The sequence below is a fragment of the Sphingomonas profundi genome (assembly GCF_009739515.1).
GTDB classification, from domain to species: Bacteria; Pseudomonadota; Alphaproteobacteria; order Sphingomonadales; family Sphingomonadaceae; genus Alterirhizorhabdus; species Alterirhizorhabdus profundi.
Genome location: NZ_CP046535.1, coordinates 2,925,977 through 2,949,454, shown reverse-complemented (window position 1 = coordinate 2,949,454; position 23,478 = coordinate 2,925,977). Strand labels below are relative to the sequence as shown.

The 23,478-nt window shown below is 71.6% G+C and carries 26 protein-coding genes; 12 read left to right on the top strand and 14 right to left on the bottom strand.

The genetic code is table 11. The features are described 5' to 3' along the window. Position 1: 1 nt before the first annotated feature. The 7 genes from GNT64_RS14135 to GNT64_RS14105 form a co-directional block, all read right to left on the bottom strand. Entirely contained in the window at positions 2-385 is a 384-nt protein-coding gene (locus GNT64_RS14135; RefSeq protein ID WP_156680110.1) for a DUF6491 family protein, read from the bottom strand. Between the two features lie 251 nt (positions 386-636). Beyond that, positions 637-1,389: a hydroxyacylglutathione hydrolase gene (gene gloB, locus GNT64_RS14130; protein ID WP_197276996.1), complete on the bottom strand. Its 753-nt coding sequence runs from the start codon at positions 1,387-1,389 to the stop codon at positions 637-639. Next, positions 1,373-1,822, bottom strand: coding sequence for a VOC family protein (locus tag GNT64_RS14125; protein WP_197276995.1), 450 nt, complete (start codon positions 1,820-1,822; stop codon positions 1,373-1,375). The genes gloB and GNT64_RS14125 overlap by 17 nt, the downstream gene beginning before the upstream one ends. Continuing rightward, positions 1,789-2,202, bottom strand: a complete 414-nt coding sequence (locus tag GNT64_RS14120; protein WP_197276994.1) for a VOC family protein — start codon at positions 2,200-2,202, stop codon at positions 1,789-1,791. The genes GNT64_RS14125 and GNT64_RS14120 overlap by 34 nt, the downstream gene beginning before the upstream one ends. Before the next feature lie 38 nt (positions 2,203-2,240). Continuing rightward, positions 2,241-2,999 (bottom strand): tetratricopeptide repeat protein, encoded by a 759-nt coding sequence (locus GNT64_RS14115; RefSeq protein ID WP_231639012.1) that lies wholly within the window; start codon positions 2,997-2,999, stop codon positions 2,241-2,243. Further along, complete coding sequence (locus GNT64_RS14110; protein ID WP_156681641.1) at positions 2,996-3,700, bottom strand: alpha/beta fold hydrolase; 705 nt, start codon at positions 3,698-3,700, stop codon at positions 2,996-2,998. Before GNT64_RS14110 ends, GNT64_RS14115 begins: the two co-directional genes overlap by 4 nt. Positions 3,701-3,726: 26 nt before the next feature. Continuing rightward, entirely contained in the window at positions 3,727-4,362 is a 636-nt protein-coding gene (locus GNT64_RS14105) for a DedA family protein (RefSeq protein ID WP_231639552.1), read from the bottom strand. A gap of 125 nt (positions 4,363-4,487) precedes the next feature. Here GNT64_RS14105 and ubiA point away from each other — a divergent pair, with 125 nt between their 5' ends. The 4 genes from ubiA to GNT64_RS14085 all read left to right on the top strand — a co-directional run bounded on the left by ubiA (position 4,488) and on the right by GNT64_RS14085 (position 7,976). After that, positions 4,488-5,432 (top strand): 4-hydroxybenzoate octaprenyltransferase, encoded by a 945-nt coding sequence (gene ubiA / locus GNT64_RS14100; RefSeq protein ID WP_156680107.1) that lies wholly within the window; start codon positions 4,488-4,490, stop codon positions 5,430-5,432. A gap of 76 nt (positions 5,433-5,508) precedes the next feature. Next, positions 5,509-6,855 (top strand): TldD/PmbA family protein, encoded by a 1,347-nt coding sequence (locus GNT64_RS14095; RefSeq protein WP_156680106.1) that lies wholly within the window; start codon positions 5,509-5,511, stop codon positions 6,853-6,855. Further along, positions 6,848-7,627 (top strand): 3'(2'),5'-bisphosphate nucleotidase CysQ, encoded by a 780-nt coding sequence (locus GNT64_RS14090; RefSeq protein ID WP_156680105.1) that lies wholly within the window; start codon positions 6,848-6,850, stop codon positions 7,625-7,627. The genes GNT64_RS14095 and GNT64_RS14090 overlap by 8 nt, the downstream gene beginning before the upstream one ends. A 196-nt stretch (positions 7,628-7,823) precedes the next feature. Next, entirely contained in the window at positions 7,824-7,976 is a 153-nt protein-coding gene (locus tag GNT64_RS14085; protein ID WP_156680104.1) for a hypothetical protein, read from the top strand. Positions 7,977-8,019: 43 nt separating this feature from the next. Here the strand turns inward: GNT64_RS14085 and GNT64_RS14080 are convergent, their stop codons facing one another. Further along, positions 8,020-8,448 carry a CoA-binding protein gene (locus GNT64_RS14080; protein WP_156680103.1) on the bottom strand — a complete coding sequence of 143 codons (429 nt, stop codon included), beginning with the start codon at positions 8,446-8,448 and terminating at the stop codon, positions 8,020-8,022. 189 nt (positions 8,449-8,637) lie between these two features. Next, entirely contained in the window at positions 8,638-9,645 is a 1,008-nt protein-coding gene (locus GNT64_RS14075; protein ID WP_156680102.1) for an Mrp/NBP35 family ATP-binding protein, read from the bottom strand. A 71-nt stretch (positions 9,646-9,716) separates the two neighbouring features. Between GNT64_RS14075 and hflK the strand changes: the two genes are divergently transcribed. The 5 genes from hflK to GNT64_RS14050 all read left to right on the top strand — a co-directional run bounded on the left by hflK (position 9,717) and on the right by GNT64_RS14050 (position 16,268). Then, entirely contained in the window at positions 9,717-10,844 is a 1,128-nt protein-coding gene (gene hflK / locus GNT64_RS14070) for an FtsH protease activity modulator HflK (protein ID WP_156680101.1), read from the top strand. Next, positions 10,841-11,707, top strand: a complete 867-nt coding sequence (hflC, locus tag GNT64_RS14065) for a protease modulator HflC (protein ID WP_156680100.1) — start codon at positions 10,841-10,843, stop codon at positions 11,705-11,707. Before hflK ends, hflC begins: the two co-directional genes overlap by 4 nt. A gap of 107 nt (positions 11,708-11,814) precedes the next feature. Continuing rightward, a complete protein-coding gene (locus tag GNT64_RS14060) occupies positions 11,815-13,389 on the top strand; it encodes a Do family serine endopeptidase (protein WP_156680099.1) in 1,575 nt (524 codons plus the stop codon). A gap of 301 nt (positions 13,390-13,690) precedes the next feature. Continuing rightward, positions 13,691-15,325 carry a helicase HerA-like domain-containing protein gene (locus GNT64_RS14055; protein ID WP_156680098.1) on the top strand — a complete coding sequence of 545 codons (1,635 nt, stop codon included), beginning with the start codon at positions 13,691-13,693 and terminating at the stop codon, positions 15,323-15,325. A 19-nt stretch (positions 15,326-15,344) separates the two neighbouring features. After that, positions 15,345-16,268: an isopenicillin N synthase family dioxygenase gene (locus tag GNT64_RS14050; protein ID WP_156680097.1), complete on the top strand. Its 924-nt coding sequence runs from the start codon at positions 15,345-15,347 to the stop codon at positions 16,266-16,268. Positions 16,269-16,372: 104 nt separating this feature from the next. Here GNT64_RS14050 and queF read toward each other — a convergent pair whose 3' ends face one another. Beyond that, positions 16,373-16,819 carry a preQ(1) synthase gene (gene queF / locus GNT64_RS14045; RefSeq protein ID WP_156680096.1) on the bottom strand — a complete coding sequence of 149 codons (447 nt, stop codon included), beginning with the start codon at positions 16,817-16,819 and terminating at the stop codon, positions 16,373-16,375. A 213-nt stretch (positions 16,820-17,032) separates the two neighbouring features. Between queF and sseA the strand changes: the two genes are divergently transcribed. The 3 genes from sseA (at position 17,033) to GNT64_RS14030 (ending at position 20,276) form a co-directional block, all read left to right on the top strand. Next, complete coding sequence (sseA, locus tag GNT64_RS14040; protein ID WP_156680095.1) at positions 17,033-17,872, top strand: 3-mercaptopyruvate sulfurtransferase; 840 nt, start codon at positions 17,033-17,035, stop codon at positions 17,870-17,872. Continuing rightward, positions 17,869-19,086 carry a cystathionine beta-lyase gene (metC, locus tag GNT64_RS14035; protein ID WP_422396594.1) on the top strand — a complete coding sequence of 406 codons (1,218 nt, stop codon included), beginning with the start codon at positions 17,869-17,871 and terminating at the stop codon, positions 19,084-19,086. Before sseA ends, metC begins: the two co-directional genes overlap by 4 nt. A 422-nt stretch (positions 19,087-19,508) precedes the next feature. Then, positions 19,509-20,276, top strand: coding sequence for a TorF family putative porin (locus GNT64_RS14030; RefSeq protein ID WP_156680093.1), 768 nt, complete (start codon positions 19,509-19,511; stop codon positions 20,274-20,276). A gap of 71 nt (positions 20,277-20,347) precedes the next feature. Here GNT64_RS14030 and GNT64_RS14025 read toward each other — a convergent pair whose 3' ends face one another. The 4 genes from GNT64_RS14025 to GNT64_RS14010 are packed head-to-tail and all read right to left on the bottom strand — an operon-like array spanning position 20,348 to position 23,437. Further along, complete coding sequence (locus GNT64_RS14025; RefSeq protein WP_277873274.1) at positions 20,348-20,623, bottom strand: ABC transporter ATP-binding protein; 276 nt, start codon at positions 20,621-20,623, stop codon at positions 20,348-20,350. Continuing rightward, on the bottom strand, positions 20,548-21,804 hold the full coding sequence (locus GNT64_RS22185; protein WP_156680091.1) for an ATP-binding cassette domain-containing protein: 1,257 nt from the start codon (positions 21,802-21,804) through the stop codon (positions 20,548-20,550). Before GNT64_RS22185 ends, GNT64_RS14025 begins: the two co-directional genes overlap by 76 nt. Next, positions 21,801-22,598 carry an ABC transporter permease gene (locus GNT64_RS14015; RefSeq protein WP_156680090.1) on the bottom strand — a complete coding sequence of 266 codons (798 nt, stop codon included), beginning with the start codon at positions 22,596-22,598 and terminating at the stop codon, positions 21,801-21,803. Before GNT64_RS14015 ends, GNT64_RS22185 begins: the two co-directional genes overlap by 4 nt. Beyond that, entirely contained in the window at positions 22,595-23,437 is an 843-nt protein-coding gene (locus GNT64_RS14010; RefSeq protein ID WP_231639011.1) for an ABC transporter permease, read from the bottom strand. The genes GNT64_RS14015 and GNT64_RS14010 overlap by 4 nt, the downstream gene beginning before the upstream one ends. Positions 23,438-23,478 lie beyond the last annotated feature (41 nt).

Genomic DNA, 23,478 nt, shown 5'->3' with positions numbered 1-23,478 from the left:
GTCAGCGCGTATAGGGGACGAACGACCCGAGCGCGCAGGCGCCGTAATCGAAGCCGATCGGCAGATCGACCACGGTGACGAGATCGAGCCGGCACAGCCGCGTGCTGGGAATGCGGGTGATGAGCGAGCGCCGGCTCTCCAGCATCGGGCAGGCTGGATCCGGCACGTTCACGTACCAGCGGTGGTTGCCCTCCTTGTAGATGATCGCGGTGCCATCGACGATCGTGGACGAGCGGATGCGCGGCAGGCTGATGCAATCGACCGGCGCGCCGGCGGTGCGCCCCTTCAGCGCCGCCTGCGCCTTGTCGCTGAGGACGGATGCGGCCGGGGCGGCTGCGGGGAGCGCGACGGCGAGAAGAGCGAGGGCGAACAGAGCACGGCGCATCACGGCCTCCTTCTTGCTGCCTGTAGCATATCATGGCTCCGCCCCCGCGAGCTACGACCACCGAAGATCCTCCCCGGAACGGGGAGGGGAACCGCGCGCAGCGCGGTGGAGGGGGCCGGCGGCCGGTGCGAGGATGCGATCCGTAGGCCAATCCCAAGGCGGATCATCTCACCCGGGTCTTCGGCCGCGCTCCCCTCCACCATCCTGCGGATGGTCCTCCTCCCCGTGCCGGGGAGGATCGGCCCCCATCGTCAGCCGGCGAACGCGTCCTTGGCGGCGCGGCGACCGGCGAGTTCCTCCGCGCTCGCGGCGCGCATGAACGGGTTGGTCGCCAGTTCCAGCGCGATCGTCGTGGGCACCGTCGCCTCGCCGGCGGCGCGGGCGGCGCGGACCTGGGCCATGCGGCCGGCGATGGCGGCATTGTCCGGCTCGGCGGCCAGCGCGTAGCGGCCGTTGCTCTCGGTATATTCGTGCGCGCAGTAGACTGTCGTCTCGGGCGGCAGCGCCGCCAGCCGCCGCATGTTGCCGAACATCTGCGCCGCCGTGCCCTCGAACAGCCGGCCGCAGCCCATCGCGAACAGCGTGTCGCCGACGAACACGATCGCGTCCTGCGCCAGATGGTAGGCGATGTGGCCGGCGGTGTGGGCCGGCACCTCGATCACGCGGGCGGCATGATCGCCGATGCGGACGACGTCCCCTTCCGCCACCAGCCGATCGAGCGTGGGGATGCGGGCGGCCTCGGCGGCGGGGCCGGTGATGGCGCAGCCGGTCGCCGCCCTGATCGCCTCGTTGCCGCCGGTGTGATCGGGGTGCCAGTGGGTGTTCCAGATCTGGCCGATGCGCCAGCCCTTCGCCGCCGCCGCGGCCAGCACCGGCTCCGCCACGGCGGGATCGATCGCCACCGTCTCGCCGCTCGCCGGATCGTGCATCAGCCAGACATAATTGTCGCTGAGAACGGGTACGCGCAGGATTTCCAGCGGCGGCACGTCAGTCGGCGATGGCATCATAGCCCTCCGCGTTGAACTGGATGAGGCACAGGCCGTGGCCGAACGGATCGGCGAAGGTGGCGATGCGGCCATAGCCGGCCGGGCGCACGCCACCCTGCGGCGTGGCGCCGGCCGCTGTGACGCGCGCTACGGCCGCATCGAGATCGTCGACGACGAAGTCGAGGTGGACCGGCGTCCAGTGCCGCGCGTAATCGCGCGTCACGGCGCCGTAGGCCTCTTCCCGCCGGCCCGCCGGGCGGGCGATCAGGTAGAGCGGCGCATCCCCGCCGAGCAGTTCGACGACGTCACCGCCGAAGCGGCGGCCGGCGACCAGGCCGAGGCCGCCTGTGTAGAACGCTTCGCCCGCCGCCAGATCGGGCACGTCCACATTGACGAGCAGGCCCGGCACGGCGCGGCCTACCAGCTGCCGCTGTTCGGCATCGAGAGCCACGGCTCGGCCGGCTCAAGACGGCCCTCCTGCAGCAGCTCGATTGAAATGCCGTCGGGCGTGCGGACGAAGGCCATGTGGCCGTCGCGCGGCGGGCGGTTGATCGTCACGCCGGCATCCAGCAGCCGCTGGCACGTCTCGTAGATATCGTCGACGCGGTAGGCGAGGTGGCCGAAGTTGCGACCGCCGCCATAGCCCTCCTCGCCCCAATTATGCGTGAGCTCCACCTGCGCCTCCTCGTCGCCGGGGGCGGCGAGGAAGATGAGGGTGAACTTGCCGGCCTCGTTGTCGAAGCGGCGCACCTCCCGCAGGCCCAGCAGCTCGAAGAAGCGCACGGTGGCGTCCGGATCGGACACGCGGATCATCGTGTGGAGATATTTCATGATCGCTATCTAGGCGCACGGCCGGGCGAGCGGAAGGGTCAGGGTGCGGGCGGCGCGTCCGCCTTGCCGGCCAGCGCCATCGCCGCGGCGCGGCCCGCCGGGCTGTCGGCATCCCTGCCGGCGGCGCGCGCCCAGGCGGCCCGCGCCTCCTCCGGTTTGCCGAGCAGGCTGGCGACATTGCCCTCCTCATAGGCGATCGCCGCCTCGTCCGGTGCCAGGCGGGCGGCCTCGGCGATGTCCTTGGCGGCGCGCGGCCCCTCGCTCTGGCGGCGGGCGAGGGTGGCGGAGAGCAACCACGCCATCGGATCGCGCGGCACCAGCGCCAGCGCCTGATCGATATCGGTGCGCGCCGCATCGAGATAGCCGACCGCCACCTGCGCGCGGGCGTGATCGAGGAACGCCTCGCCGCGCTGGGCGGAGGACAGCACGGGCAGCGCCAGCGCGCGATCGAGAAAGCCGCGCGCCTTGCCGGCGTCGCCATCGGCCAGCGCGGCGTTGCCGGCCTGCACCCACAGCGTGGCGGCGCGGCCGTCGCGCTGGATCTCGGCCTCACGCGCGGCCTGCTCGAACGCCACGGCGGCCGGGCCGAACCGCTCCTGCGCGGCATAGGCGAGGCCCAGGCACATGCGCGCCGGCAGGCCGCCGCCGCCGAGCCGCCACGCATCGGCCTCCGCCGCCGCCTTCGCCGGATCGGCCTTGGCCAGTGCGGCGCACCTGTCGAAGCGGGCGATCGTCGGATCGACCGGCGTGGCGGGTCCGGCGACAGTGGTGGCAAGTGCGAACAGCAGCGGGATCATGGATGCTCCGGCAGGCTCTCCAAGGTGGCGATCAGCAGGGCGATATCCTGCGGGCGCGAGAGGCGATGATCGCCGTCCTTGACGAGGATGGTCTGCACGTCGGCTGAACGCAGCGCCGCGGCAAGGCGCGGCGCGACCTGCCACGGCACGTCGGCGTCGGCCTGCCCGTGCAGCAGCCGCACCGGGCAATCGAGCGCGATCGGACGATCCAGCAGCAGGTTCGCCTGCCCGCTCTGCCAGAAGGCGAGGGTGGTGACGGTGGGCTCCTCGGCATAAGCGGAGGGTTGCGAGAGGCGGCCGTCGCGGGCGAGGCAGGCCTTGGCGACCGCGTCGAAGCCCCATTCGGTGAAGTCGGGCGCGGCGGCGATGCCGACCAGCCCGGCGATCCGATCCGCCCTCGCGAGCGCCACCAGCAGCATCAGCCATCCGCCCATCGAGGAGCCGACGAGCAGCAGCGGCCCGGCGGCCAGCGTGTCGACCGCATGCAGCACGTCGTCGCGCCACACGGCCAGCGTGCCGTCGGCGAAGGCGCCCTCGCTGGCGCCGCAGCCGGAATAGTCCAGCCGCAGCACCGCGCGCCCGCGCGCCGCGGCCCACGCATCGATGGCGAGCGCCTTGCCGCCGGCCATGTCTGACATGTAGCCCGGCAGGAAGACGATCGTCGGCCCGCTGCCCTGCCGGTGGCTCACCGCCAGGCGCATGCCATCCGGCCGGGCGAGGAAGGCCGTCACGGGCGGGCGGCGCGGCGCTTGGCGAGGCGGCGGTAGAGGAAGTAGCCGACCGCCAGCACGATGGCGATGCCGATGATCAGATCGGCGCGATGGAACAGCGCCTTGATCCGCGGATCGCTGTTCCAGTGTTCGCCCAGTTCGCGGCCCACCCAGGCCAGGCCGAAGCACCACGGCCACGAGCCGACGAAGGTGTAGACGTGGAACTTGACGAGCGGCATCCGCGCCACGCCCGCCGGCAGCGCGATGAACGAGCGGACCACCGGCAGCAGCCGTCCGATCAGCGTGGCGATGCTGCCGAAGCGTGCGAAGAACCGCTCGGCCCGATCGAGATCGTGCAGATCGACGAGGAAATATTTGCCCCACCGCTCCACCACCGGCCGGCCGCCGCGCTTGCCCGCCTCATAGGGCAGGATCGAGCCGAGATTGCAGCCGATCGCGCCCGCCGTCGCCACCGCCCACAGATCGAACCGCCCGGTCGAGACGAGGTAGCCGGAGAAGGGCATGATGACCTCCGACGGCAGCGGAATGCAGGCCGATTCGATCGCCATCAGCAGCACGATGCCGAGATAGCCCGTGGCCGAGATGAAGCCGACGATGAGCCCGGCGACCCAGCCGAGAATATGTTCGAACAGGTTCAAGCGGTGGCTCCGGCTGTGGCGTGCGGCGCAGGGATGCCCTGCCGGCGGGCGAAAGGCTACTAATTCCCGTCACGGCCGCGGATGACGAGCGGTGCCCGATCGGCCTAAAGGCCGGCGCCATGGACCCTCAACCCGTCAGCGAACCGGCCGAAGCCGTGCCGGCCGAGATCGTGCCAGATAGCGAGCGGCGCGGGCTGATCGCGGCGATGCCGGCGGCGGCGCGGCCGTTCCTCTCGCTGGCGCGGGTGGATCGGCCGATCGGCGCGTGGCTGCTGTACTGGCCGGGCGCGTGGGCGATCGCGCTGGCGGGCGGGGCGGTGCGGCGGTGGGATCTGCTGCTGTGGTTCGCCCTGGGCGCGTTCGTGATGCGGGCGGCGGGCTGCGTCTACAACGACATCGTCGATCGCGATCTCGACGCGCAGGTGGCGCGCACCCGCCTGCGTCCGCTGGCGAGCAAGCGGGTGAGCCTGACGGCGGCGTGGATCTGGCTCGTCGCCCTCTGTCTCGTCGGGCTCGTCGTGCTGCTGCGGCTGGCGCCGGTGGCGCGGATCGTCGCGCTCGCCAGCCTGGCCCTGGTCGCCGCCTATCCGTTCATGAAGCGGATCACCTGGTGGCCGCAGGCGTGGCTGGGCCTCGTCTTCTCGTGGGCGGCGCTGGTCGGCTGGCCGGCGGTGACGGGCACGCTGCCGGCGCCGGCGCTGCTGCTCTACGCCGGATCGGTGCTGTGGGTGATCGGCTACGACACGATCTACGCGCTGCAGGATGTGGAGGACGATGCGCTGGCCGGCGTCCGATCCTCGGCCCGCGCGCTGGGGTCGCGGGCGCGGGGCGGCGTCGCCTGCTTCTATGCCGGCGCGGTTGGGCTGTGGGGGGCTGCGATCTGGGCGGTGCGGCCGCAGCCGCTGGCGCTGGCGGCGCTGCTGCCGGTGGCGCTCCACCTCGCCTGGCAGGTGACGGCGCTGCGCCCGGCGGACGGCGCCGACGCACTCGCGAAGTTCCGCACCAACCGCTTTGCCGGGCTGCTGATGGCGCTCGCCTGCCTGGTGATCGGCCAGTCTGCCTGACGGGCCGGCGTCGGTCGGCGCAAAAGGTCGTCACAAAAGGGATGACGTTGCCCGGTCGCGCTCCTAAGTCCGGCAGATGCTAAGCCCCCCAGCCGCCCAGGACCAGGTCGCCGCCCTCATCGCCCGGGCAACCCGCGCCGGGGCCGACGCCGCCGACGCCATCTACGTGTGCAACGCCTCCACCCAGGTGCAGGTGCGGCTCGGCGCGCTCGAGGATGTCGAGCGTTCGGAGGGCGAGGAGATCGACCTGCGGCTGTTCGTCGGCTCGCGCTCGGCCAGCGTCTCCTCGTCCGATCTGTCGGGCGAGGCGCTGGCGGCGCTCGTCGATCGCGCGCTGGCGATGGCGCGGGAGGCGCCGGAGGACAGATGGTCCGGCCTCGCGCCCGCCGACCGGCTGCTCGCCGGCCCGCCGCGCGACGTGGATGCGGACGACGGCGCCGATCCCGCACCGGCCGATCTGCGCGCCCGCGCGCTGGCGGCGGAGGATGCGGCGCGCGGCGTGGCCGGCGTCACCAACAGCGAGGGCGCGTCCGCCAGCGCCAGCCGCGCGGTGTTCGCGCTGGGCACCAGCCACGGCTTCGCCGGCGGCTATGCGACGAGCGGCTACAGCGTTTCGGCCAGCGTCATCGCCGGTGAGGGCGCCGCCATGCAGCGCGACTACAGCTTCCACAGCGCCCGCCACGCCGCCTTGCTGGAAGCGCCGGAGGCGATCGGCCGGCGCGCCGCCGACCGCGCCGTCGCCCGGCTGAACCCCGGCAAGCTCGCCTCCGGGCAGATGCCGGTGGTCTACGATCCGCGCGTGGGATCGGGGCTGCTGGGCCACCTGACCGGGGCGATCACCGGCGCGGCCATCGCCCGGCGCACCAGCTTCCTGCTGGAGAAGCTCGGCCAGCGGATCTTCGCCGAGGGCATCGTGGTGCGGGACGATCCGCACCGGCCGCGCGGCCTCCGCTCCAAACCGTTCGACGGCGAGGGGCTGCCGACCGCGCCCAGCGAGATCGTCGCCGACGGCGTGCTGACCGGCTGGCTGCTCGATTCGGCCTCCGCCCGCCAGCTCGGCCTTTCGCCCACCGGCCATGCCGTGCGCGGCGTCGGCGGGCCGCCCGGCGCCGGCACCAGCAACCTCTACATGGCGGCCGGCACCCTGCTGCCGGAGGATCTGATCGCCGACATCCGGCTCGGCCTCTACGTCACCGAGCTGATCGGCCAGGGTGTGAACGGCGTGACCGGCGACTATAGCCGCGGCGCATCCGGCTTCGTGATCCGCGACGGCCGGATCGCCGAACCCGTCGCCGAGATCACGATCGCCGGCAATCTGAAGGACATGTTCCTGAATCTCACGCCGGCCAACGATCTGGAATTCCGCCGCGCTACCGACGTGCCGACGATCCGCATCGAAGGGATGATGGTCGCCGGTGCCTGAGAGCCTGCTCGATGCGGTGAGCGCCGTGGCGCGCGAGGTGGGCGCGATGGTCAACACCCGGTTCCGCGGCGAGTATCGACGCTGGGAGAAGGAGCCCGGCCACCCGGTGTGCGACGTGGACATCGAGGCGGACGCGATGCTGCTGGAGCGGCTGACCCGGATCGATCCCGAGGCGGGCTGGCTCTCCGAGGAGACGCTGGACAGCGCCGAGCGGCTCACCCGCACCCGCGTGTGGCTGGTCGATCCGATCGACGGCACACGCGATTTCCTGCGCGGGCGCGATGGCTGGGCGGTCTCGATCGCGCTGGCGGAGGGCGGGCGGCCGCTGATCGGCGTGCTCGACGCGCCGGCCCGCGGCGAGCATTGGCGGGCGGAGGCGGGAGGTGGCGCGACCCGCAACGGCGTGGCCGTGCACGTGCGCGATCGATCGCTGCTGCCGGGCGCGCGGGTGCCGGCCGATACGCTGCCGAAGGTGGATGCCGATCTCGTCGCCGTGGCCAAGCCGAACTCGATCGCGCTGCGCATGGCGATGGTCGCGTGCGGCGATGCGGACCTGCTCGCCTCGCTGCGCTGGGGCCATGAGTGGGACATCGCCGCCGCCGCGCTGATCGCGCAGGAGGCGGGCGCGACCGTGACGGACGCGCGCGGCCAGCCGCTGCGCTACAATTCCACGCGCGGCGAGATGTTCGGCGTGCTGGCCACGGCCCCCGGCATCCACCATGCGGCGGTGGAACGGCTGGCCGGGCGGGCGGCGGCGGCCGTAGTGCGCTGAGCGCAACCTTTCGCTAACCATCAAAGCGCGATCCCGCGACGAACGTCTAATTGTCCGATCCGGCGGATGCAGCCTATCCCGCCTGCAACGGGGTCGCGCACCGGGATCCCGGCGGCTGGGGCAGCCGCCGGGATTTCGCGAAACAGCACGGCGCCGGACGGCTTGGGACGTGACGATGCTGCTGCGGAGGCCCGGGATGGACGACGACGCGATCTTCAACACGCTGCTGCGCGACGCCTATGTCGGCCCGACGCGGGTGACGCCGGCCGAGGTCGACGCCCTGCTGGATCGGCTGGAGGGCTGGCTGGAGATGACCTCGCTACGCCGCGCGGCGCGCGGTCTCGACTGAGAGCCTGCCCGAGCCTCAGTCCCTGATCCTCGATCTTTAGTCCTCACGCGACATCCGGCAGCCGCATCCGGCGGAACTCGATCACCGGGCAGCGATCGACCACCACCTTCAGCCCGGCCGCCTCGGCCCGCGCCGCCGCCGCCTCGTTGATCACGCCCAGCTGCATCCACACCGATTTCGCACCCGCCGCGATCGCCTCGTCCACCGCCTCGCCGGCGGCCTGCGGGCGGCGGAAGATATCGACCATGTCGATCGGCTCGCCGATCTGCGCCAGCTCCCGCCAGACATATTCGCCGTGGACATGCTCGCCGGTGATCTGCGGGTTGACCGGCAGCACGCGATAGCCGCGATCCTGCAGGAAGCGCATCACGCCGAAGCTCGGCCGGTCGGGCCGGTCCGACGCGCCGACCATCGCGATCGTGCGGGTTTCGGCCAGCAGTGCGGCGATTTCGGCATCGGACGTGATCGGCATGGTCTTTTCTCCTGAACGGATCGCGACATATTGCCTTACCCGCTCCGCTCATCCTGAGGAGGGACTGAGCCCGGCGAAGGCCCGTCTCGAAGGGCAAGCGCGCCGGCTGTTCCTTCGAGACGCCATTTCGCCCGTGCTCGACGGCTCCTCAGGATGAGCGGTGTGGTTTCACGCACGCCGCCTACGGCATCAGAACTGCCGAACGACGCCGGGGTTCAGCCATTCGAGCAGGCGGCCGGCGATATCCAGGAAAGGCTGGGCGTGCGCGTCGCCGCCGGCGGCCGGCGGCTCGCCGGCATCCGATGCCTTGCGGATCGCGATCTCCAGCGGCACGCGGCCGAGGAACGGCAGGCCCAGCGTCGCCGCCGCCGCTTCCGCCCCGCCCGCACCGAACGGATCGCTGACCTCGCCGCAGTGCGGGCACTGGTAGCCGGCCATGTTCTCGACCAGGCCGACGATCGGCACGGTCGACTGATTGAACAGGTCGATGGCGCGGGCGGCGTCGATCAGCGCGAGATCCTGCGGGGTGGAGACGATGATCGCGCCCTTGGGCTTGTGCTTCTGGATCAGCGAGAGCTGGATGTCGCCGGTGCCGGGCGGCAGATCTACGATCAGCGTATCCACCTCGCCCCAGTGCGCGTCGATCAGCTGGCCCAGCGCGTTGCCCGCCATCGGCCCGCGCCACGCGATCGCCTGGCCGCCGCGCACCAGATGCGCCATCGAGAGCATCGGCACGCCGAAGCGGGAGGGCACCGGGATCATCTTCTGATCCTCCGCCTCGGGCCGCATCCCCTCCGTCGCCATCAGCCGCGCCTGCGAGGGGCCGTAGATGTCGGCGTCGATCAGGCCCACCTTCACGCCCAGCCGCTGGAGCGCGATCGCCACATTGGCGGAGACGGTGGACTTGCCGACGCCGCCCTTGCCGCTGCCGATGGCGATCAGCCGGCGGGCGCGCTTCTCCGCCGTCATCGCCACGCGCACGCCGGCGACGCCCGCGATCGCGCCGAGCGCGGCCTTGATCGATCCCTCCAGCGCCTCGCGCGCCCTGGCCGAGAGGCCGGTCACGTCGAGGATCACGCTCGCCATGTCGTCGGCCATGCGGGGCGGGGCGGCGCGGCCGCTGGCGATCAGGCCAAGGCCGGAGATCGGATCCTTGACCGAGTCGAGTGCCGCGGCGAGGGCTTCGGTGCTGCTCATCGCCGCCGCGCATATCCCCGCGACCGGGCAATGACACTGTTTTTCCGTCCGCCGCCCCCTATAAAGGGAGGATGCAGACGAAATCCGGGCGGACAGCGGCAGTCATCGCGATGTTGAACGAGAGCGGCGGCGGCCCGTGGGGCGGCTCCGGCGGCGGCCAGGGCGGCGGCGGCGGCGGTTCCGGCGACGGCTCGGGCGGCGGCGGCGGTCTCGGCCCGCGCAATCCGTGGAGCCAGCCGCCGCGCAAGCGGCCGACGGGCGGCGGCGGGCCGACCGCGCTGGACGAGCTGATCCGCCGCAGCCGGCAGCGTTTCGGCGGTGGCGGTGGCGGCTTCCCGTCCGCGCCCAATCCGGCGATCTGGAAATGGGCGGTCGGCGGGTTCGTCCTGCTCTGGATCGTGTTCACCAGCTTCCACACGATCGGCCCGCAGCAGCGCGGCGTCGTCACGCGGCTGGGCAGCTATGCCGACACGCTGACGCCCGGCCTGCGCTTCACCCTGCCGGCGCCGATCGACTTCGTGCAGCGGATCGACGTGGACGACATCCGCAACATCGACATCGGCTCCACCGCGGAGAGCGCGCAGAACCTGGTGCTGACCGGCGACCAGAACATCGTCGATCTCGCTTATTCGGTGCGCTGGAACATCCGCGATCCGGAACTCTACATGTTCGAGCTCGCCGATCCGGACGACACGATCCGCGAGGTGGCCGAGAGCGCCATGCGCGAGCAGCTGGCCCGCGTGACCCTGAATGACGCCATCGGCCCGCAGCGCAGCCAGATCGAGGCGCGCGTGGCGGAGCGGATGCAGGAGCTGCTGGACAGCTACCGCGCGGGCGTGGCGGTGCAGGGCGTCGCGATCAAGCAGGCCGATCCGCCGGCGGCGGTGAACGACGCCTTCAAGGAGGTCTCGGCCGCCCAGCAGCAGGCGCAATCCTATCTGAACGAGGCGCGCGCCTACGCGCTGCAGCTGACCGCCAAGAGCCAGGGCGAGGCGACGGCGTTCGACAAGGTCTATGCCGAGTATCGGCTCGCGCCGGAGGTGACGCGCAAGCGCATGTACTATGAGACGATGGAGAAGGTGCTGGCCAAGACCGACAAGACCGTGGTCGAGGCGCCGGGCGTGACGCCCTATCTGCCGCTGGGCCAGTTGCGCGGGGCGCAGGCGCCGGCCGCCGCCAGCACCGGAGCGGGCAAATGAGCCTCGTCGAGAAACTGGGCCGCAACCCGATCGCCTGGGCGCTGCTCGCCATCTTCGTGGTGCTGATCGCCGCCAGCGTGTTCGCGGTGGTGCCGGAGACCAAGCAGGCGCTGATCGTGCAGCTGGGCAAGCCCAACCGGGTGGTCAACCAGTATCGCCCTAACGAGGAGTTCGGCCGCACCGGGGCCGGCCTGATCGCGCGCATCCCCTTCCTCGAATCGATCGTCTGGGTCGACAAGCGGGTGCTCGATTTCGACATGCAGCGGCAGGCGGTGCTCTCCACCGATCAGCTGCGGCTGGAGGTGGACGCCTTCGCCCGCTACCGCATCGTCGATCCGCGGCGCATGTTCGTGGCGGCGGGCAGCGAGCGGCGGGTGGGCGAGGCGCTGAAGCCGATCCTGGGCTCGTCGCTGCGCAACGAGCTGGGCAAGCGCCCGTTCGCCGCCCTGCTCAGCCCGGAGCGGGGCGAGGTGATGGACAATATCCAGCGCGCCTTGGCCCGGGTCGCGCGCCAATATGGCGCCGAGATCGTCGACGTGCGGATCAAGCGCGCCGACCTGCCCGACGGCACCCCGCTGGAGAGCGCGTTCGAGCGGATGCGCACCGCGCGCCAGCAGGAGGCGCGCTCCATCCTGGCGGAAGGCGCCAAGCAGGCCCAGCTGATCCGCGCCGACGCCGATGCCGAGGCGGCCCGCGTCTATGCCGACAGCTTCGGCAAGGACCCGGACTTCTACGATTTCTATCGGGCGATGCAGTCCTATCGCGTCAGCTTCGGCACCGATGGCATGGAGGCGCCCGGCGCCTCCACCGTCATCCTCTCGCCGGACAACGAATATCTGAAGGAGTTTCGCGGCCGTCGTTGAGCCGCGGCATGGACCCCCGCTTATTCAACGCGCGTTAAGCCGTGCATCGGCAGGGCCGAACTACAAGATCAGGGCCGAACCCAGTCCCCCCAAGGAGTTGTGCCATCGTGCGTTATGCCTACGCCATTACCGCCGCCATGCTCGCCAGCGGCGCCACCGCCACGATGGTGATGCAGCAGCCGGTGGGAGCACAGGTCGCCCAGAACGCGCCCGGCACCATCGCCGCCGCCACCCCCCGCGCCGGCGCGCCGCTGAGCTTCGCGGATCTCGCCGCCAAGCTGCAGCCGGCCGTCGTAAACATCTCCACCACATCGCGCGTGCCCGTGGCGCAAGGCGGCGGCAACCCGTTCGCCGGCACCCCGTTCGGCGATCTGTTTGGCCAGTTCGGCCTGCGCGATCCCAACAACAACAATAATAATGGCGGGCGCCCGGCTACGCGCGAGGCGACATCGCTCGGCTCCGGCTTCATCATCTCGGCGGACGGCTATGTCGTCACCAACAACCATGTGATCTCCGGCGGGCCGGAGCAGCAGGGCCGCAACGCGCCGACGGTCGACTCGATCACCGTCACCCTGCCGGATCGCAAGGAGTACAAGGCGCGCCTCGTCGGCCGCGACGTCGTCTCCGATCTGGCGCTGCTGAAGATCGACGCGACGAACCTGCCGTTCGTTCAGTTCGGCGATTCCACCTCCGCCCGCGTCGGCGACTGGGTGGTGGCGATCGGCAATCCGTTCGGCCTCGGCGGCACCGTGACCGCCGGCATCGTCTCGGCGATCCACCGCAGCATCGGTCTGGGCAACGCTTATGACCGCTACATCCAGACGGACGCCTCGATCAACCAGGGCAATTCCGGCGGCCCGATGTTCGATCTGAAGGGCAATGTGATCGGGATCAACACGGCGATCTTCTCGCCCACCGGCGGCAATGTCGGCATCGGCTTTGCCATCCCCGCCGAGCAGGCGCGCCCGGTGATCGAGACGCTGAAGAGCGGCGGCAAGATCAAGCGCGGCTATCTGGGCGTCGGCATCCAGCCGATGACGGACGATATCGCGGCCGGCCTGGGCCTGCCCAAGGACATCGGCGAGATCGTCGCGCGGGTGGAGCCCGGCGAGGCCGCCGCGCGCGCCGGCATCCGCCAGGGCGACGTGATCGTGAAGGTGAACAACAAGGACATCACGCCGGACAACACGCTGAGCTACATCGTCGCGAACACGGCGGTCGGCTCGCGCGTGCCGATCGAGCTGATCCGCGACGGCAAGCGCCAGACGCTGACCGCCGTGGTGGGCGAGCGCCCGCCGGAAGACCAGCTCGCCGCCGCCGCCGGTGGCGACGACGATGACGGCCCGAATGGCACGCCGTCGCAGGGGGCGCAGTCCACCCGCGACTCGATCGGCCTGGGCGTTCAGGCGCTGACCCCGGACATCGCTCGCCAGCTCGGCATCCCCGCCACGGTGCGCGGCCTCGTCGTGTCCTCCGTCGACGGATCGAGCGATGCCGCGTCCGAGGGCATCCAGCGCGGCGACGTGATCCTCTCGATCAACCAGCGGCCGACGATCAGCGTCGCCGACGCCACCGGCGCGATCAACGCGGCGCGGGCCGCCGGACGCGGCACGGTGCTGCTGTTCGTCCAGCGCGGCGCCGGCAGCCCGCGCTACATCGGCGTAAAGATCGGCGCGAAGTAGGGGCGAGCGGCAGAGCCGCATCAAGCTTTGGCCGGTGTGTAGTGGCCGCACCGTCTCGGCACATCGGCCCTCTCTGCGTCTCCGCGTCTCTGCGCGAATGATCTGATACCGCTCTGGCGCGCACACATGGTTCGCGCAGAGACGCGGAGGCGTAGAGAGGTGGGAGCCGGGCAAAGACCGTGTCGCTTCTCTCGGGAGGGCGGGAGCGGATGCCTGCGGCACGTGTTCCGATCCCGCACCGGCGATCTCGACTTCGCCCGCGCTTCGCTCGATAGAAGCGGGGGCTCTGCGGGAGGAACATGTGGCGGACGAAGCGGGTATCTTCATCGGCGCCACCGCCGATGGCCGGCCGCAGACGCTGGACCTGCGCCGCGCCAATCGCCACGGCCTGATCGCCGGCGCCACCGGCACCGGCAAGACGGTGACGTTGCAGGGCATCGCAGAGGATTTCTCCGCACGCGGCGTGCCCGTGTTCCTGGCCGACGTGAAGGGCGATCTCGCCGGCATCGCCATGGCCGGATCGCCGACCGACAAAATGCACGCCATGTGGGCCGCGCGCGCGGCCGAGGTGGGCGAGGCGGACTGGGCCTATGCCGATACGCCCGCGATCTTCTGGGATCTGTTCGGCCAGGCGGGCCATCCGATCCGCACCACCGTGTCGGAGATGGGGCCGCTGCTGCTCGCCCGGCTGATGGGGCTGAACGAGGTGCAGGAGGGCGTGCTGCAGATCGCCTTCCGCTTCGCCGATGAGCAGGGGCTGCTGCTGCTCGACCTGCCGGACTTGCAGGCGATGCTCGCGCATTGCGCCGCCAACGCCGCGGATCTCACGACGCGCTACGGCAACGTCTCGAAGCAGAGCGTCGGCGCGATCCAGCGCCAGCTGCTCCAGCTTGAGGCGCAGGGCGGCGACGCCTTCTTCGGCGAGCCGGCGCTGGACATCCACGACTTCATCGGCACGGACGAGGCGGGCCGCGGCTACGTCAACATCCTGGCCGCCGACAAGCTGATGGCGAGCCCGAAGCTCTACGCCACCTTCCTGCTGTGGCTGCTCTCCGAACTGTTCGAGACGCTGCCCGAGGTGGGCGACCCCGACAAGCCGGTGCTCGTCTTCTTCTTCGACGAGGCGCACCTGCTGTTCGATGAGGCGCCGAAGGCGCTGACCGACAAGGTGGAGCAGGTGGTGCGACTGATCCGATCGAAGGGGGTCGGCGTCTACTTCGTCACGCAGAACCCGATCGACATTCCCGAGGACATTGCCGGGCAGCTCGGCAATCGCGTGCAGCACGCCCTGCGCGCCTTCACCCCGCGCGACCAGAAGGCGATCCGGGCGGCGGCCGAGACGTTCCGCGCCGCGCCGGGGCTGGACGTGGCGGCGGCGATCACCGAGCTGAAGGTGGGCGAGGCGCTCGTCTCCCTGCTCCAGCCGGACGGCGCGCCGTCGCCCGTCGCGCGGACGCTGATCAAGCCGCCCCGCTCCCGCGTCGGGCCGCTGACGATCAAGGAGCGCGCGCTGCTCCGATCGCTCTCCCCGATCGAGGGGAGGTATGAGGCGGCGATCAACCGTGAGTCGGCGCAGGAGGTGCTGGCCGCGAAGGCCGGCGACAGCGCCGCCGCGGCGGCCCGCGCGAAGGCGGAGGCCGAGGCCGCCAAGGTGCAGGCGGCGCAGGCCAAGGCCGCCGCCGCCCAGTCCGCGCTCGACGCCAGGCAGCGCGCCGCCGCCGATCGCGAGGCCGCGCGCGCCGCCGCCGCGCAGGAGAAGGCGGAGGAGCGCGCCCGCATCGCCGCCGCGCGGGAGGCGGCCAAACCGTCGATGACGGAGAAGATGATCCAGTCCGCCGCGCGATCGGCGGCATCCTCGGTCGGCCGGCAGGTGGCGGGGCAGCTGGGCGGGCAGCTGCTGCGCGGGCTGCTCGGCGGGCTGTTCAAGGCGCGCTGAAATCCGCTAGCGTCGGGCGATGAGCATCCCCACGCTTTCGCTGGCCGATGGCGACGCCGATCCCGCCGGCTTCGCCGCCCGCATCGGCGCATCGTTCGAGCGTTTCGGCTTCGCCGTGGTCGCCGATCACGGCATCGATCCCGCCACCATCGCCGCCGCCGACGCGCAGGCGCGCGCCTTCTTCGCCCTGCCGGACGCGGTGAAGCGGCGTTACCACGTGCTCGGCAGCGGCGGCGCGCGCGGCTACACCCCGTTCGGCACCGAGGCGGCCAAGGATGCGGCGCTGGTCGACCTCAAGGAGTTCTGGCACGTCGGGCGCGAACTGCCGCCGGGCCACCGCTTCGCCGATGTGATGGCGGCGAACCTCTGGCCGGCGGAGGTGCCGGCCTTCCGCGCGGCGGAACTCGCCCTGTTCGCCGCGCTGGACGTCGCCGGGGCGCGCATCCTGCGGGCGATCGCGCGCCATCTCGGCCTGGTGCCCGACTGGTTCGAGGACAGCGTGGCGGACGGCAATTCGGTGCTCCGCCTGCTCCACTACCCGCCGGTGCCTGCCGAGGCGCCGGGCATCCGGGCCGGCGCGCACGAGGATATCAATACGATCACCCTGCTGCTGGGCGCCGAGGAGGCCGGGCTGGAACTGCTGACCCGCGACGGCGACTGGCTGGAGGTGGCGCCGCCGCCGGGCGCGCTGGTGGTGAATGTGGGCGACATGCTCCAGCGGCTCACCGCCGGGCGGCTGCGATCGACGACCCACCGCGTGCGCAACCCGGCGCCGGCGCGGCGCGGCCACTCCCGCTACTCGATGCCCTTCTTCCTCCACTTCCGCCCCGATTTCGTGATCGATCCGCTTCCCGGCTGCATCGGCGATGGCGCCGTAAGCGAGCCGCCGATCACCGCTCACGACTATCTCCAGCAGCGGTTGCGGGAGATCAGGCTGATCTGAGAGGGTCCGGGCCTTTCCCCATCAGACACCCTTATGTCGAGCGCAGTCGAGACGCGTCGCCCCCCTCGACTTCGCTCGGGGCAAGCAGAAGGGGGAGGTCCGGTTCACCCCCGGCCGCGATAGCCCGGTACGCCCTGGTCCGGCAGCCACAGGCCTTCGGGCGGCGGGCCGGATTGCCAGAACACGTCGATCGGCATGCCGCCGCGCGGATACCAGTAGCCGCCGATGCGCAGCCACAGCGGCGCCATCTCCGCCGTCAGCCGCTCGCCGATGCCAACGGTGCAGTCCTCGTGGAAGGCGGCGTGGTTGCGGAAGGCGCCGAGGAACAGCTTCAGCGACTTCGATTCGACGATCGTCGCCGCCGGCGCATAGTCGATCACCAGATGGGCGAAGTCCGGCTGGCCCGTCACCGGGCAGAGCGAGGTGAATTCGGGCGCGGTGAAGCGCACCAGATAGGGCCGGCCGGGGCGCGGATTGGCGACATAGTCGAGCGTCGCCGCCTCCGGCGACGGGGGCAGGCTGCTCGCCTGGCCGAGATGCTTGGGGGTCATGCGCCGCATCTAGGATGCGGCGGCGCCCGCCGCAATCGCGCCACGGCCTCCCTCGACGCGGGCGACGGCGCCGACTAGAGCGGTGCCCGATCCGGTTGCACCGGATCACCGCCCGATATTTTCCGTTATATGTCGCGGTTGCCGAGCCGGCGGGTGATTCCACCCGTCTCGAAACCGCTCTAGAAGCGCAGGACGCACAGAGGGAGCCGACAGATGGATGCACTGGTTTCGACCGAATGGCTGGCGAACGAACTGGGGGCGTTCGACCTCCGCATCGTCGATGCGAGCTATTTCGCGCTCGATCCCGCGCGCGATCCGCAGGCCGACTATGAGGCAGAGCATATCCCCGGCGCCGTGTTCATGGATCTGGCCAACCTCGCCGATCCGGCGAGCGATCTGCCGTCGATGCTGCCGTCGCCGGAGATGTTCGCCAGCCGCATGCAGGCGCTTGGCCTGGGCGACGGCAGCCGCATCGTAATCTACGACAACACGCCGCACCATACGGCGGCGCGCGCCTGGTGGATGTTCCGCACCTTCGGCTCGAACGAGGTGGCGATCCTCGACGGCGGCCTCGCCAAGTGGAAGGCGGAGGGGCGCGACGTGGCGACCGGCAAGGAGAAGCTGCGCCACCGCCACTTCACGGTGTGGAAGGACGAGGCGGCCGTCCGCTCGCTCGACCAGATGAAGGCGAACGTCGCGAGCGGCGCGGAGCAGGTGCTCGATGCGCGCAGCGCCGCCCGCTTCACCGGCGAGGAGGCCGATCCGCGCGGCCTGGCCGCCGGCCACATCCCGGGCGCCAAAAACCTGCCCTACGACACGCTGTTCAACGCCGACGGCACGTGGAAGACGGGCGACGCGCTGAAGGCGGCGTTCGATGCGTCCGGCGTCGATCTGACGAAGCCGCTGGTGACGACCTGCGGATCCGGCATCACCGCCGCCGTGCTGCTGTTCGCCGCCAGCCTGCTCGGCAAGAAGGATGTCGCGCTCTACGACGGATCGTGGAGCGAGTGGGGCAGCCTGCCCGACACGGAAAAGGCCACCGGCGCGGCGTGAGCGATCCGACCGAGGGGGGCGGGCAAGCGATCGGCGCCGGCACGCGCCTCGTCGGCGCGGGCCGCAGCCCGCGATACACCCACATGGCCGGCGGGCGCGGCATCGTCAGCCCGCCGGTGTGGCGCGCCTCGACGATCCTGTTCGACAGCGTGGCGGAGCTGCGCGCGGCCGGCCGCGACCCGAATGACGGGCTCTATTACGGCCGGCGCGGCACGCCGACGCAGTGGGCGCTGGCGGAGGCGCTGACCGAGCTGGAGCCCGGCGCCGCCGGCACGATGCTCTACCCCTCCGGCGTGGCGGCGGTGACGACGGCGCTGCTCTCCGTATTGAAGCCCGGCGACGAGCTGCTGATGGTCGATTCGGCCTATGAGCCGACCCGCGCCTTCTGCCGCAATATCCTGGCGCCGATGGGCATCGCCACCCGCTTCTACGATCCGCTGGCCGGCGCCGGCATCGCCGAGCTGATCGGCGAGCGGACGGCGGCGATCTTCCTGGAAAGCCCCGGCAGCCTCACCTTCGAGGTGCAGGACATACCGGCGATCGTCGCGGTGGCGCAGGCGCGGGGCATCGTCACCTTGCTGGACAATACCTGGGCGACGCCGCTGCTGCTGCCCGCGCTGGCGCTAGGGGTGGATCTGAGCATCCTCGCCTGCACCAAATATGTCGTCGGCCATTCCGATGCGATGCTCGGCTCCGTCACCGCCGCGCCCGCGCGGTGGGAGGCGCTGCGGCGGACGACGCACGCGCTCGGCCACTGCGTGAGCCCGGACGACGCGTTCCTCGCCAGCCGCGGCCTGCGCACCCTGGGCGTGCGGCTGAAGGCGCATGGCGAGGGCGGCCTGGCCGTGGCGCGCTGGCTGGAGACGCGGGCGGAGGTGGCGCGGGTGCTGCACCCGGCGCTGCCATCCTGCCCCGGCCACGCGGCGTTCGTGCGTGATTTCGCCGGCGCCTCGGGCCTGTTCTCGTTCGTGCTGGCCGGCGGCGACGATGCCGCGCGGGCCGCGCTGATCGACGGGCTCGCGCATTTCGGCATCGGCTATTCATGGGGCGGGTTCGAGAGCCTGGCGCTGCCGATCGACCCCGCCGGCCTGCGCACGGCGACGCGCTGGCAGGCCGAGGGGCCGGCGGTGCGGCTGCACATCGGCCTGGAGGATCCCGCGGACCTGATCGCCGATCTGGCGCGCGGGCTCGATCGCTACGCCGCGGCGGGGTGACGCGCGGGCACGAGTGACGCGCGCCGGCAGCGTGCTGCTCGCTTCGTTCCGGTAATCGTGGCGATAGCCGCCAACCGAACGGTCGAGGCCGGTCCGCCTTCGCCGATCGAGACGCGTAACGACTGATCCGGCAGCCCGATCAGGTGCGCGCGGCGGTCTTTCGGTGGGCTGCCATGCGTCTGGCCATCATGCGGCTTCCTCAATCCCGCCCGGCTCTCGTCGCAAGACCATGGTCAGTTCTGTTGCGATGCAGCAACAGTCGAGAAACGAAAAGAAACGATACAGCCATGCTTTGTTGTGCGTTGCGCAAGGTTCGGCAATAACCCGCCCGTCCGACGCAGTCACGCCCACTCGCACGAGGAGAGGCACGACACGGACACCGCAGGAGAACGGAAGCCCAGCAACACAAGGGGACCATCTTCATGCGCACCATCCTCCTCGGTCTCGCCGCCACGGCGTTGACCGCGATCGCCGGCCCGGCCCTGGCGCAGGACGCACCGGCCAGCGACTTCACGATCACCGGCGGCGCCACCCTCACCAGCGACTATCGCTTCCGTGGCATCTCCCAGTCGAACAAGCGGTTCGCGGTGCAGGGCACGCTGGGCGTGAGCCACTCCTCGGGCTTCTACGTCGGCACGTGGGGCAGCTCGATCGACGATTATGTCGCGGCCGGCGGCGATGCCGAAGTCGATCTCTACGGCGGCTACAAGAAGACGTTCAACGGCACGACGGTGGATGTCGGCCTGCTCTATTATTACTATCCGGGATCGAGCGAGATCATCCCCGGCTACAATAGCGACTTCTTCGAGCCCTATGCCTCGCTGTCGCACACCTTCGGTCCGGTGTCGGCCAAGGTGGGTGCGGCCTATGCGCCCAAGCAGCACGCCATCGCCTTCGGCCGCAACAATCGCGAGGACAATCTCTACCTCTATGGCGAGGGATCGGTGGCGGTGCCGAACACGCCCTTCACCGTCAGCGCCCATGTCGGCCACAATAATGGCCGCAGCCTGCTCACCTTCGGCCTCAAGGACTATTGGGACTGGAACGTGGGCGCGGCCTATGTGTGGAAGAACCTGACGTTCGGCGTCTCCTACGTCGATACCGACATGAAGGACCGCGAGGCCGTGGGGCTGAACGGCCGCCACATCGCCAAGGCCGGCGTGCTGGGATCGGTCGCCGTCTCCTTCTGATCGATCGTTGCGTGGCGGGGCGGGGGCGCGGCGATGGTCGCGATCCCCGCCTTTCCGCGCGGCCGGCTGCCTCAGGCGCTGGCCGCCACCAGCCGCTGCGTGACGGGGTGGGCGGGCGCGGCGATCACCGCCTCCGTCTCGCCCTCCTCCACGATCCGGCCGTCGGCCATCACCGCGATGCGGTGGCACAGGCGGCGGGCGACGGCGAGGTCGTGGGTGATGAACAGCAGCGCCAGGCCGCGCTCGCGCTGCAATCGGGCGATCAGCGCGATCACCCGCCCGGCGACGAGCACGTCCAGCGCCGACGTCGCCTCGTCGAGCAGCAGCAGATCGGGGCCGGAGACCAGCGCGCGGGCGATCGCGACGCGCTGCGCCTGCCCGCCGGCACGTCGGGCCGCAGGTGGTGCAGCGGCTCCGCGACGATATCCGCGACCCGCCAGCGCGGATCGAGGCTGGCGACGGGATCCTGGAACACGGGCTGGATCAGCCGTCGCTCGACCGGCCGCATCCGGTGCCGTGGCGGCAGCTCGGCGCCGCGCCAGCGCACGATGCCGGCGTCGGCCGGGCCGAGGCGGGCGACGGCGCGCGCGAGGGTGGACTTGCCGCTGCCCGATCCGCCCACGATCGCCAGCCCCTCGCCCTGCGCGACACGGAGCGAGGCGTCGGCCACCGCCGCGATCCGCCCGCGCCGCCAGCCGGGCCGGGGGAAGGAGACGGCGATGTCCGTCGCCGCCAGCAGCGGCCCGCCGGGCGGCGGCGGCGCGGGCGGCGGGTCGGCGAGGCGTGGGCTGGCCGCGATCAGGGCGCGGGTATAGTCCGCCTGCGGGCGGGCGAAGACGCCGGCCGCCGGCCCGGCCTCCACCGTGCGCCCCCCGTCCAGCACGACGACATGGTCGGCATGATCGGCGACGGCGGGCAGATCGTGGCTCACCAGCAGCAGCGCCATGCCGTCTGCGCGCAGCGAGCCGAGCATCGCCAGCATCGCCCGGCGCAGCTCGGCATCCAGCGCCGTCGTCGGCTCGTCCGCCACCAGCAGCGGCGGGCGGTGGGCGATGGCGGCGGCGATCATCACCCGCTGCCGCTGCCCGCCGGAGAGGCGATGGGGATATTGATCGAGCCGCTCGTCCGCGCGATCGAGCCCCACCCGATCGAGCAGCGCCGCCAGGTCGGCGCGCGAGGGGCGGGGGGCACCGGCCTGCCGCCACGCCTCGGAGAGCTGCCGGCCGATCTTCAGGTGCGGCGTGAGAGCAGTCAACGGCTGCTGGAAGACGAAGCCGGCGCGCCCGCCGCGCAGCCGCCGCAGCCGCGCCTCGGGTGCGCCGATAAGCTCCGCGCCGGCCAGATTGGCGGAGCCGGCGGCCGCCAGCGGCGAGAGCCCGAACGGCGCGAGGCAGGACTGGCTCTTGCCCGATCCGGACGCGCCGACCAGGGCGACGCAGGCGCCGCGCGCGATCTCGAACGACACGCCGTCCACCACCGCTTGCCCGCCGGCGACCACGCGCAGGCGATCGACGGCGTAGACGGTCATGCGGCGAAGCGGTCGCGCAGCCGCTCGCCGATCAGGGTGAGGCAGACGAGCAGCGTCACCAGCAGCCCGCCCGGCAGCAGCAATGCGTGCGGCGCGACGTCCATGTCGTCCGCCCCCTCCTTCACCAGGATGCCGAGCGAGGTCAGCGGCTCCTGCACGCCGAGGCCGAGGAAGGAGAGGAAGCTCTCGATCATCACCACCTGCGGGATCGTGAGCAGCAGATAGGCGATGGCGACGCCGGCGAGGTTGGGCAGCAGGTGGCGGATCACGATCGTGCGCGCTGGCGCGCCGGCCGCTTCCGCCGCGATCACGAACGGGCGATCGCGCAGCGCCAGCACCTGCCCGCGCACCACCCGCGCCATCGTCAGCCACTCGACCGCGCCGATGCCGAGGAACACGAGCAGGATCGATCGGCCGAACAGCACCATCAGCAGGATGACAACGAACATGAAGGGCAGCGCGTAGAGCGCATCCACCACGCGCATCATCGCCTCGTCCGTGCGGCCGCCGATCCAGCCGGCGGTGGCGCCCCACGCGACGCCGATCAGCAGCGAGACGATCGCCGCCGCCAGCGCCACCGCCACCGTGATCCGCGTCCCCGTCATCGCGCGGGCGAGGAGATCGCGGCCGACCGAGTCGGTGCCGAGCGGATGCTCGGGCGAGAGCAAAGGCGCGCGCACCGCCGCCCAGTCGATCGCGTCGTAGCGCCACGGCAGCAGCGGCGGCAGCAGCAGGGCGGCCAGCAGGATCGCCGCCAGCAGCAGCAGGGCGGTGGAGGGCAGCGGCCGCCTCATCCCCGCATCCGCGGATCGAGCCAGCCATAAGCCAGGTCGGCGGCGAGATTGAACAGCACGATCAGCGCCGCGTAGAGCGTCACCACGCCGAGGACGAGCGGATAGTCGCGGTTGAGCGCGCCTTGCACGAAGTGGCGGCCGAGGCCGGGCAGGGCGAACACCGTTTCGATCACCACGGCGCCGGTCAGCAGCCCCGCCGCCGCCGGGCCGAGATAGGAGGCCACCGGCACCAGCGCCGGCCGCAGCGCGTGGACCAGCAGCACGCGCACCGGCGCCAGCCCCCGCGCGCGGGCGGTGCGGACATGATCCTGCGCCAGCGCGGCGGCGAGGCCGGCGCGGGTGAGCTTGGCGATCGCGCCCGCCACCGGCAGCGCCAGCGCGACCACCGGCAGCGCCAGATGCGCCGCATCGCCGCCGCCCCAGCCGGAGACGGGCAGCCAGCCGAGGCCGAGGGCGAACAGCAGCACCAGCAGCGGCCCGGTGACGAAGGTGGGGAAGGCGGTGAGCAGGGTCGCAGCCAGCATCAGCCCCGCATCCGCGCCGCGCCCGGCGCGGGCGGCGGCGACCAGCCCGGTGGCGATGCCCAGCGCCAGCGCCAGCAGCAGCGCCAGGCCGCCGAGGGTGAGCGAGACCGGCAATCCCCCCGCCACCAGATCGGTGACGGAGAAGTCGCGATAGACCAGCGACGGGCCGAAATCGCCGTGCGCCAGCCGCCACGCGTAGAGCAGCACCTGCCGCCACAGCGGCAGATCGAGGCCGTAGGCGCGGGCGAGCGCCGCCTGCGTCGCCGGATCGAGCGCCCGCTCGCCATCGAACGGACCGCCCGGCGCCACCCGCATGAGCACGAACGAGAGGAGGACGACCGCCGCCAGGGTGGGCA

Excerpts from the sequence above, each read along its gene's own strand:
- sseA (WP_156680095.1), top strand. The coding sequence starts at position 17,033 with ATGGATGCACTGGTTTCGACCGAATGGCTGGCGAACGAACTGGGGGCG.
- GNT64_RS14075 (WP_156680102.1), bottom strand. The coding sequence starts at position 9,645 with ATGAGCAGCACCGAAGCCCTCGCCGCGGCACTCGACTCGGTCAAGGAT.
- ubiA (WP_156680107.1), top strand. The coding sequence starts at position 4,488 with ATGGACCCTCAACCCGTCAGCGAACCGGCCGAAGCCGTGCCGGCCGAG.
- GNT64_RS14030 (WP_156680093.1), top strand. The coding sequence starts at position 19,509 with ATGCGCACCATCCTCCTCGGTCTCGCCGCCACGGCGTTGACCGCGATC.
- GNT64_RS14050 (WP_156680097.1), top strand. The coding sequence starts at position 15,345 with ATGAGCATCCCCACGCTTTCGCTGGCCGATGGCGACGCCGATCCCGCC.
- GNT64_RS14015 (WP_156680090.1), bottom strand. The coding sequence starts at position 22,598 with ATGAGGCGGCCGCTGCCCTCCACCGCCCTGCTGCTGCTGGCGGCGATC.
- hflK (WP_156680101.1), top strand. The coding sequence starts at position 9,717 with ATGCAGACGAAATCCGGGCGGACAGCGGCAGTCATCGCGATGTTGAAC.
- GNT64_RS22185 (WP_156680091.1), bottom strand. The coding sequence starts at position 21,804 with ATGACCGTCTACGCCGTCGATCGCCTGCGCGTGGTCGCCGGCGGGCAA.
- GNT64_RS14120 (WP_197276994.1), bottom strand. The coding sequence starts at position 2,202 with ATGAAATATCTCCACACGATGATCCGCGTGTCCGATCCGGACGCCACC.
- hflC (WP_156680100.1), top strand. The coding sequence starts at position 10,841 with ATGAGCCTCGTCGAGAAACTGGGCCGCAACCCGATCGCCTGGGCGCTG.
- GNT64_RS14110 (WP_156681641.1), bottom strand. The coding sequence starts at position 3,700 with ATGCGCCTGGCGGTGAGCCACCGGCAGGGCAGCGGGCCGACGATCGTC.
- GNT64_RS14095 (WP_156680106.1), top strand. The coding sequence starts at position 5,509 with ATGCTAAGCCCCCCAGCCGCCCAGGACCAGGTCGCCGCCCTCATCGCC.
- gloB (WP_197276996.1), bottom strand. The coding sequence starts at position 1,389 with ATGCCATCGCCGACTGACGTGCCGCCGCTGGAAATCCTGCGCGTACCC.
- queF (WP_156680096.1), bottom strand. The coding sequence starts at position 16,819 with ATGACCCCCAAGCATCTCGGCCAGGCGAGCAGCCTGCCCCCGTCGCCG.
- GNT64_RS14085 (WP_156680104.1), top strand. The coding sequence starts at position 7,824 with ATGGACGACGACGCGATCTTCAACACGCTGCTGCGCGACGCCTATGTC.
- GNT64_RS14135 (WP_156680110.1), bottom strand. The coding sequence starts at position 385 with ATGCGCCGTGCTCTGTTCGCCCTCGCTCTTCTCGCCGTCGCGCTCCCC.
- GNT64_RS14115 (WP_231639012.1), bottom strand. The coding sequence starts at position 2,999 with ATGATCCCGCTGCTGTTCGCACTTGCCACCACTGTCGCCGGACCCGCC.
- GNT64_RS14010 (WP_231639011.1), bottom strand. The coding sequence starts at position 23,437 with ATGCGGGTGGCGCCGGGCGGTCCGTTCGATGGCGAGCGGGCGCTCGAT.
- GNT64_RS14080 (WP_156680103.1), bottom strand. The coding sequence starts at position 8,448 with ATGCCGATCACGTCCGATGCCGAAATCGCCGCACTGCTGGCCGAAACC.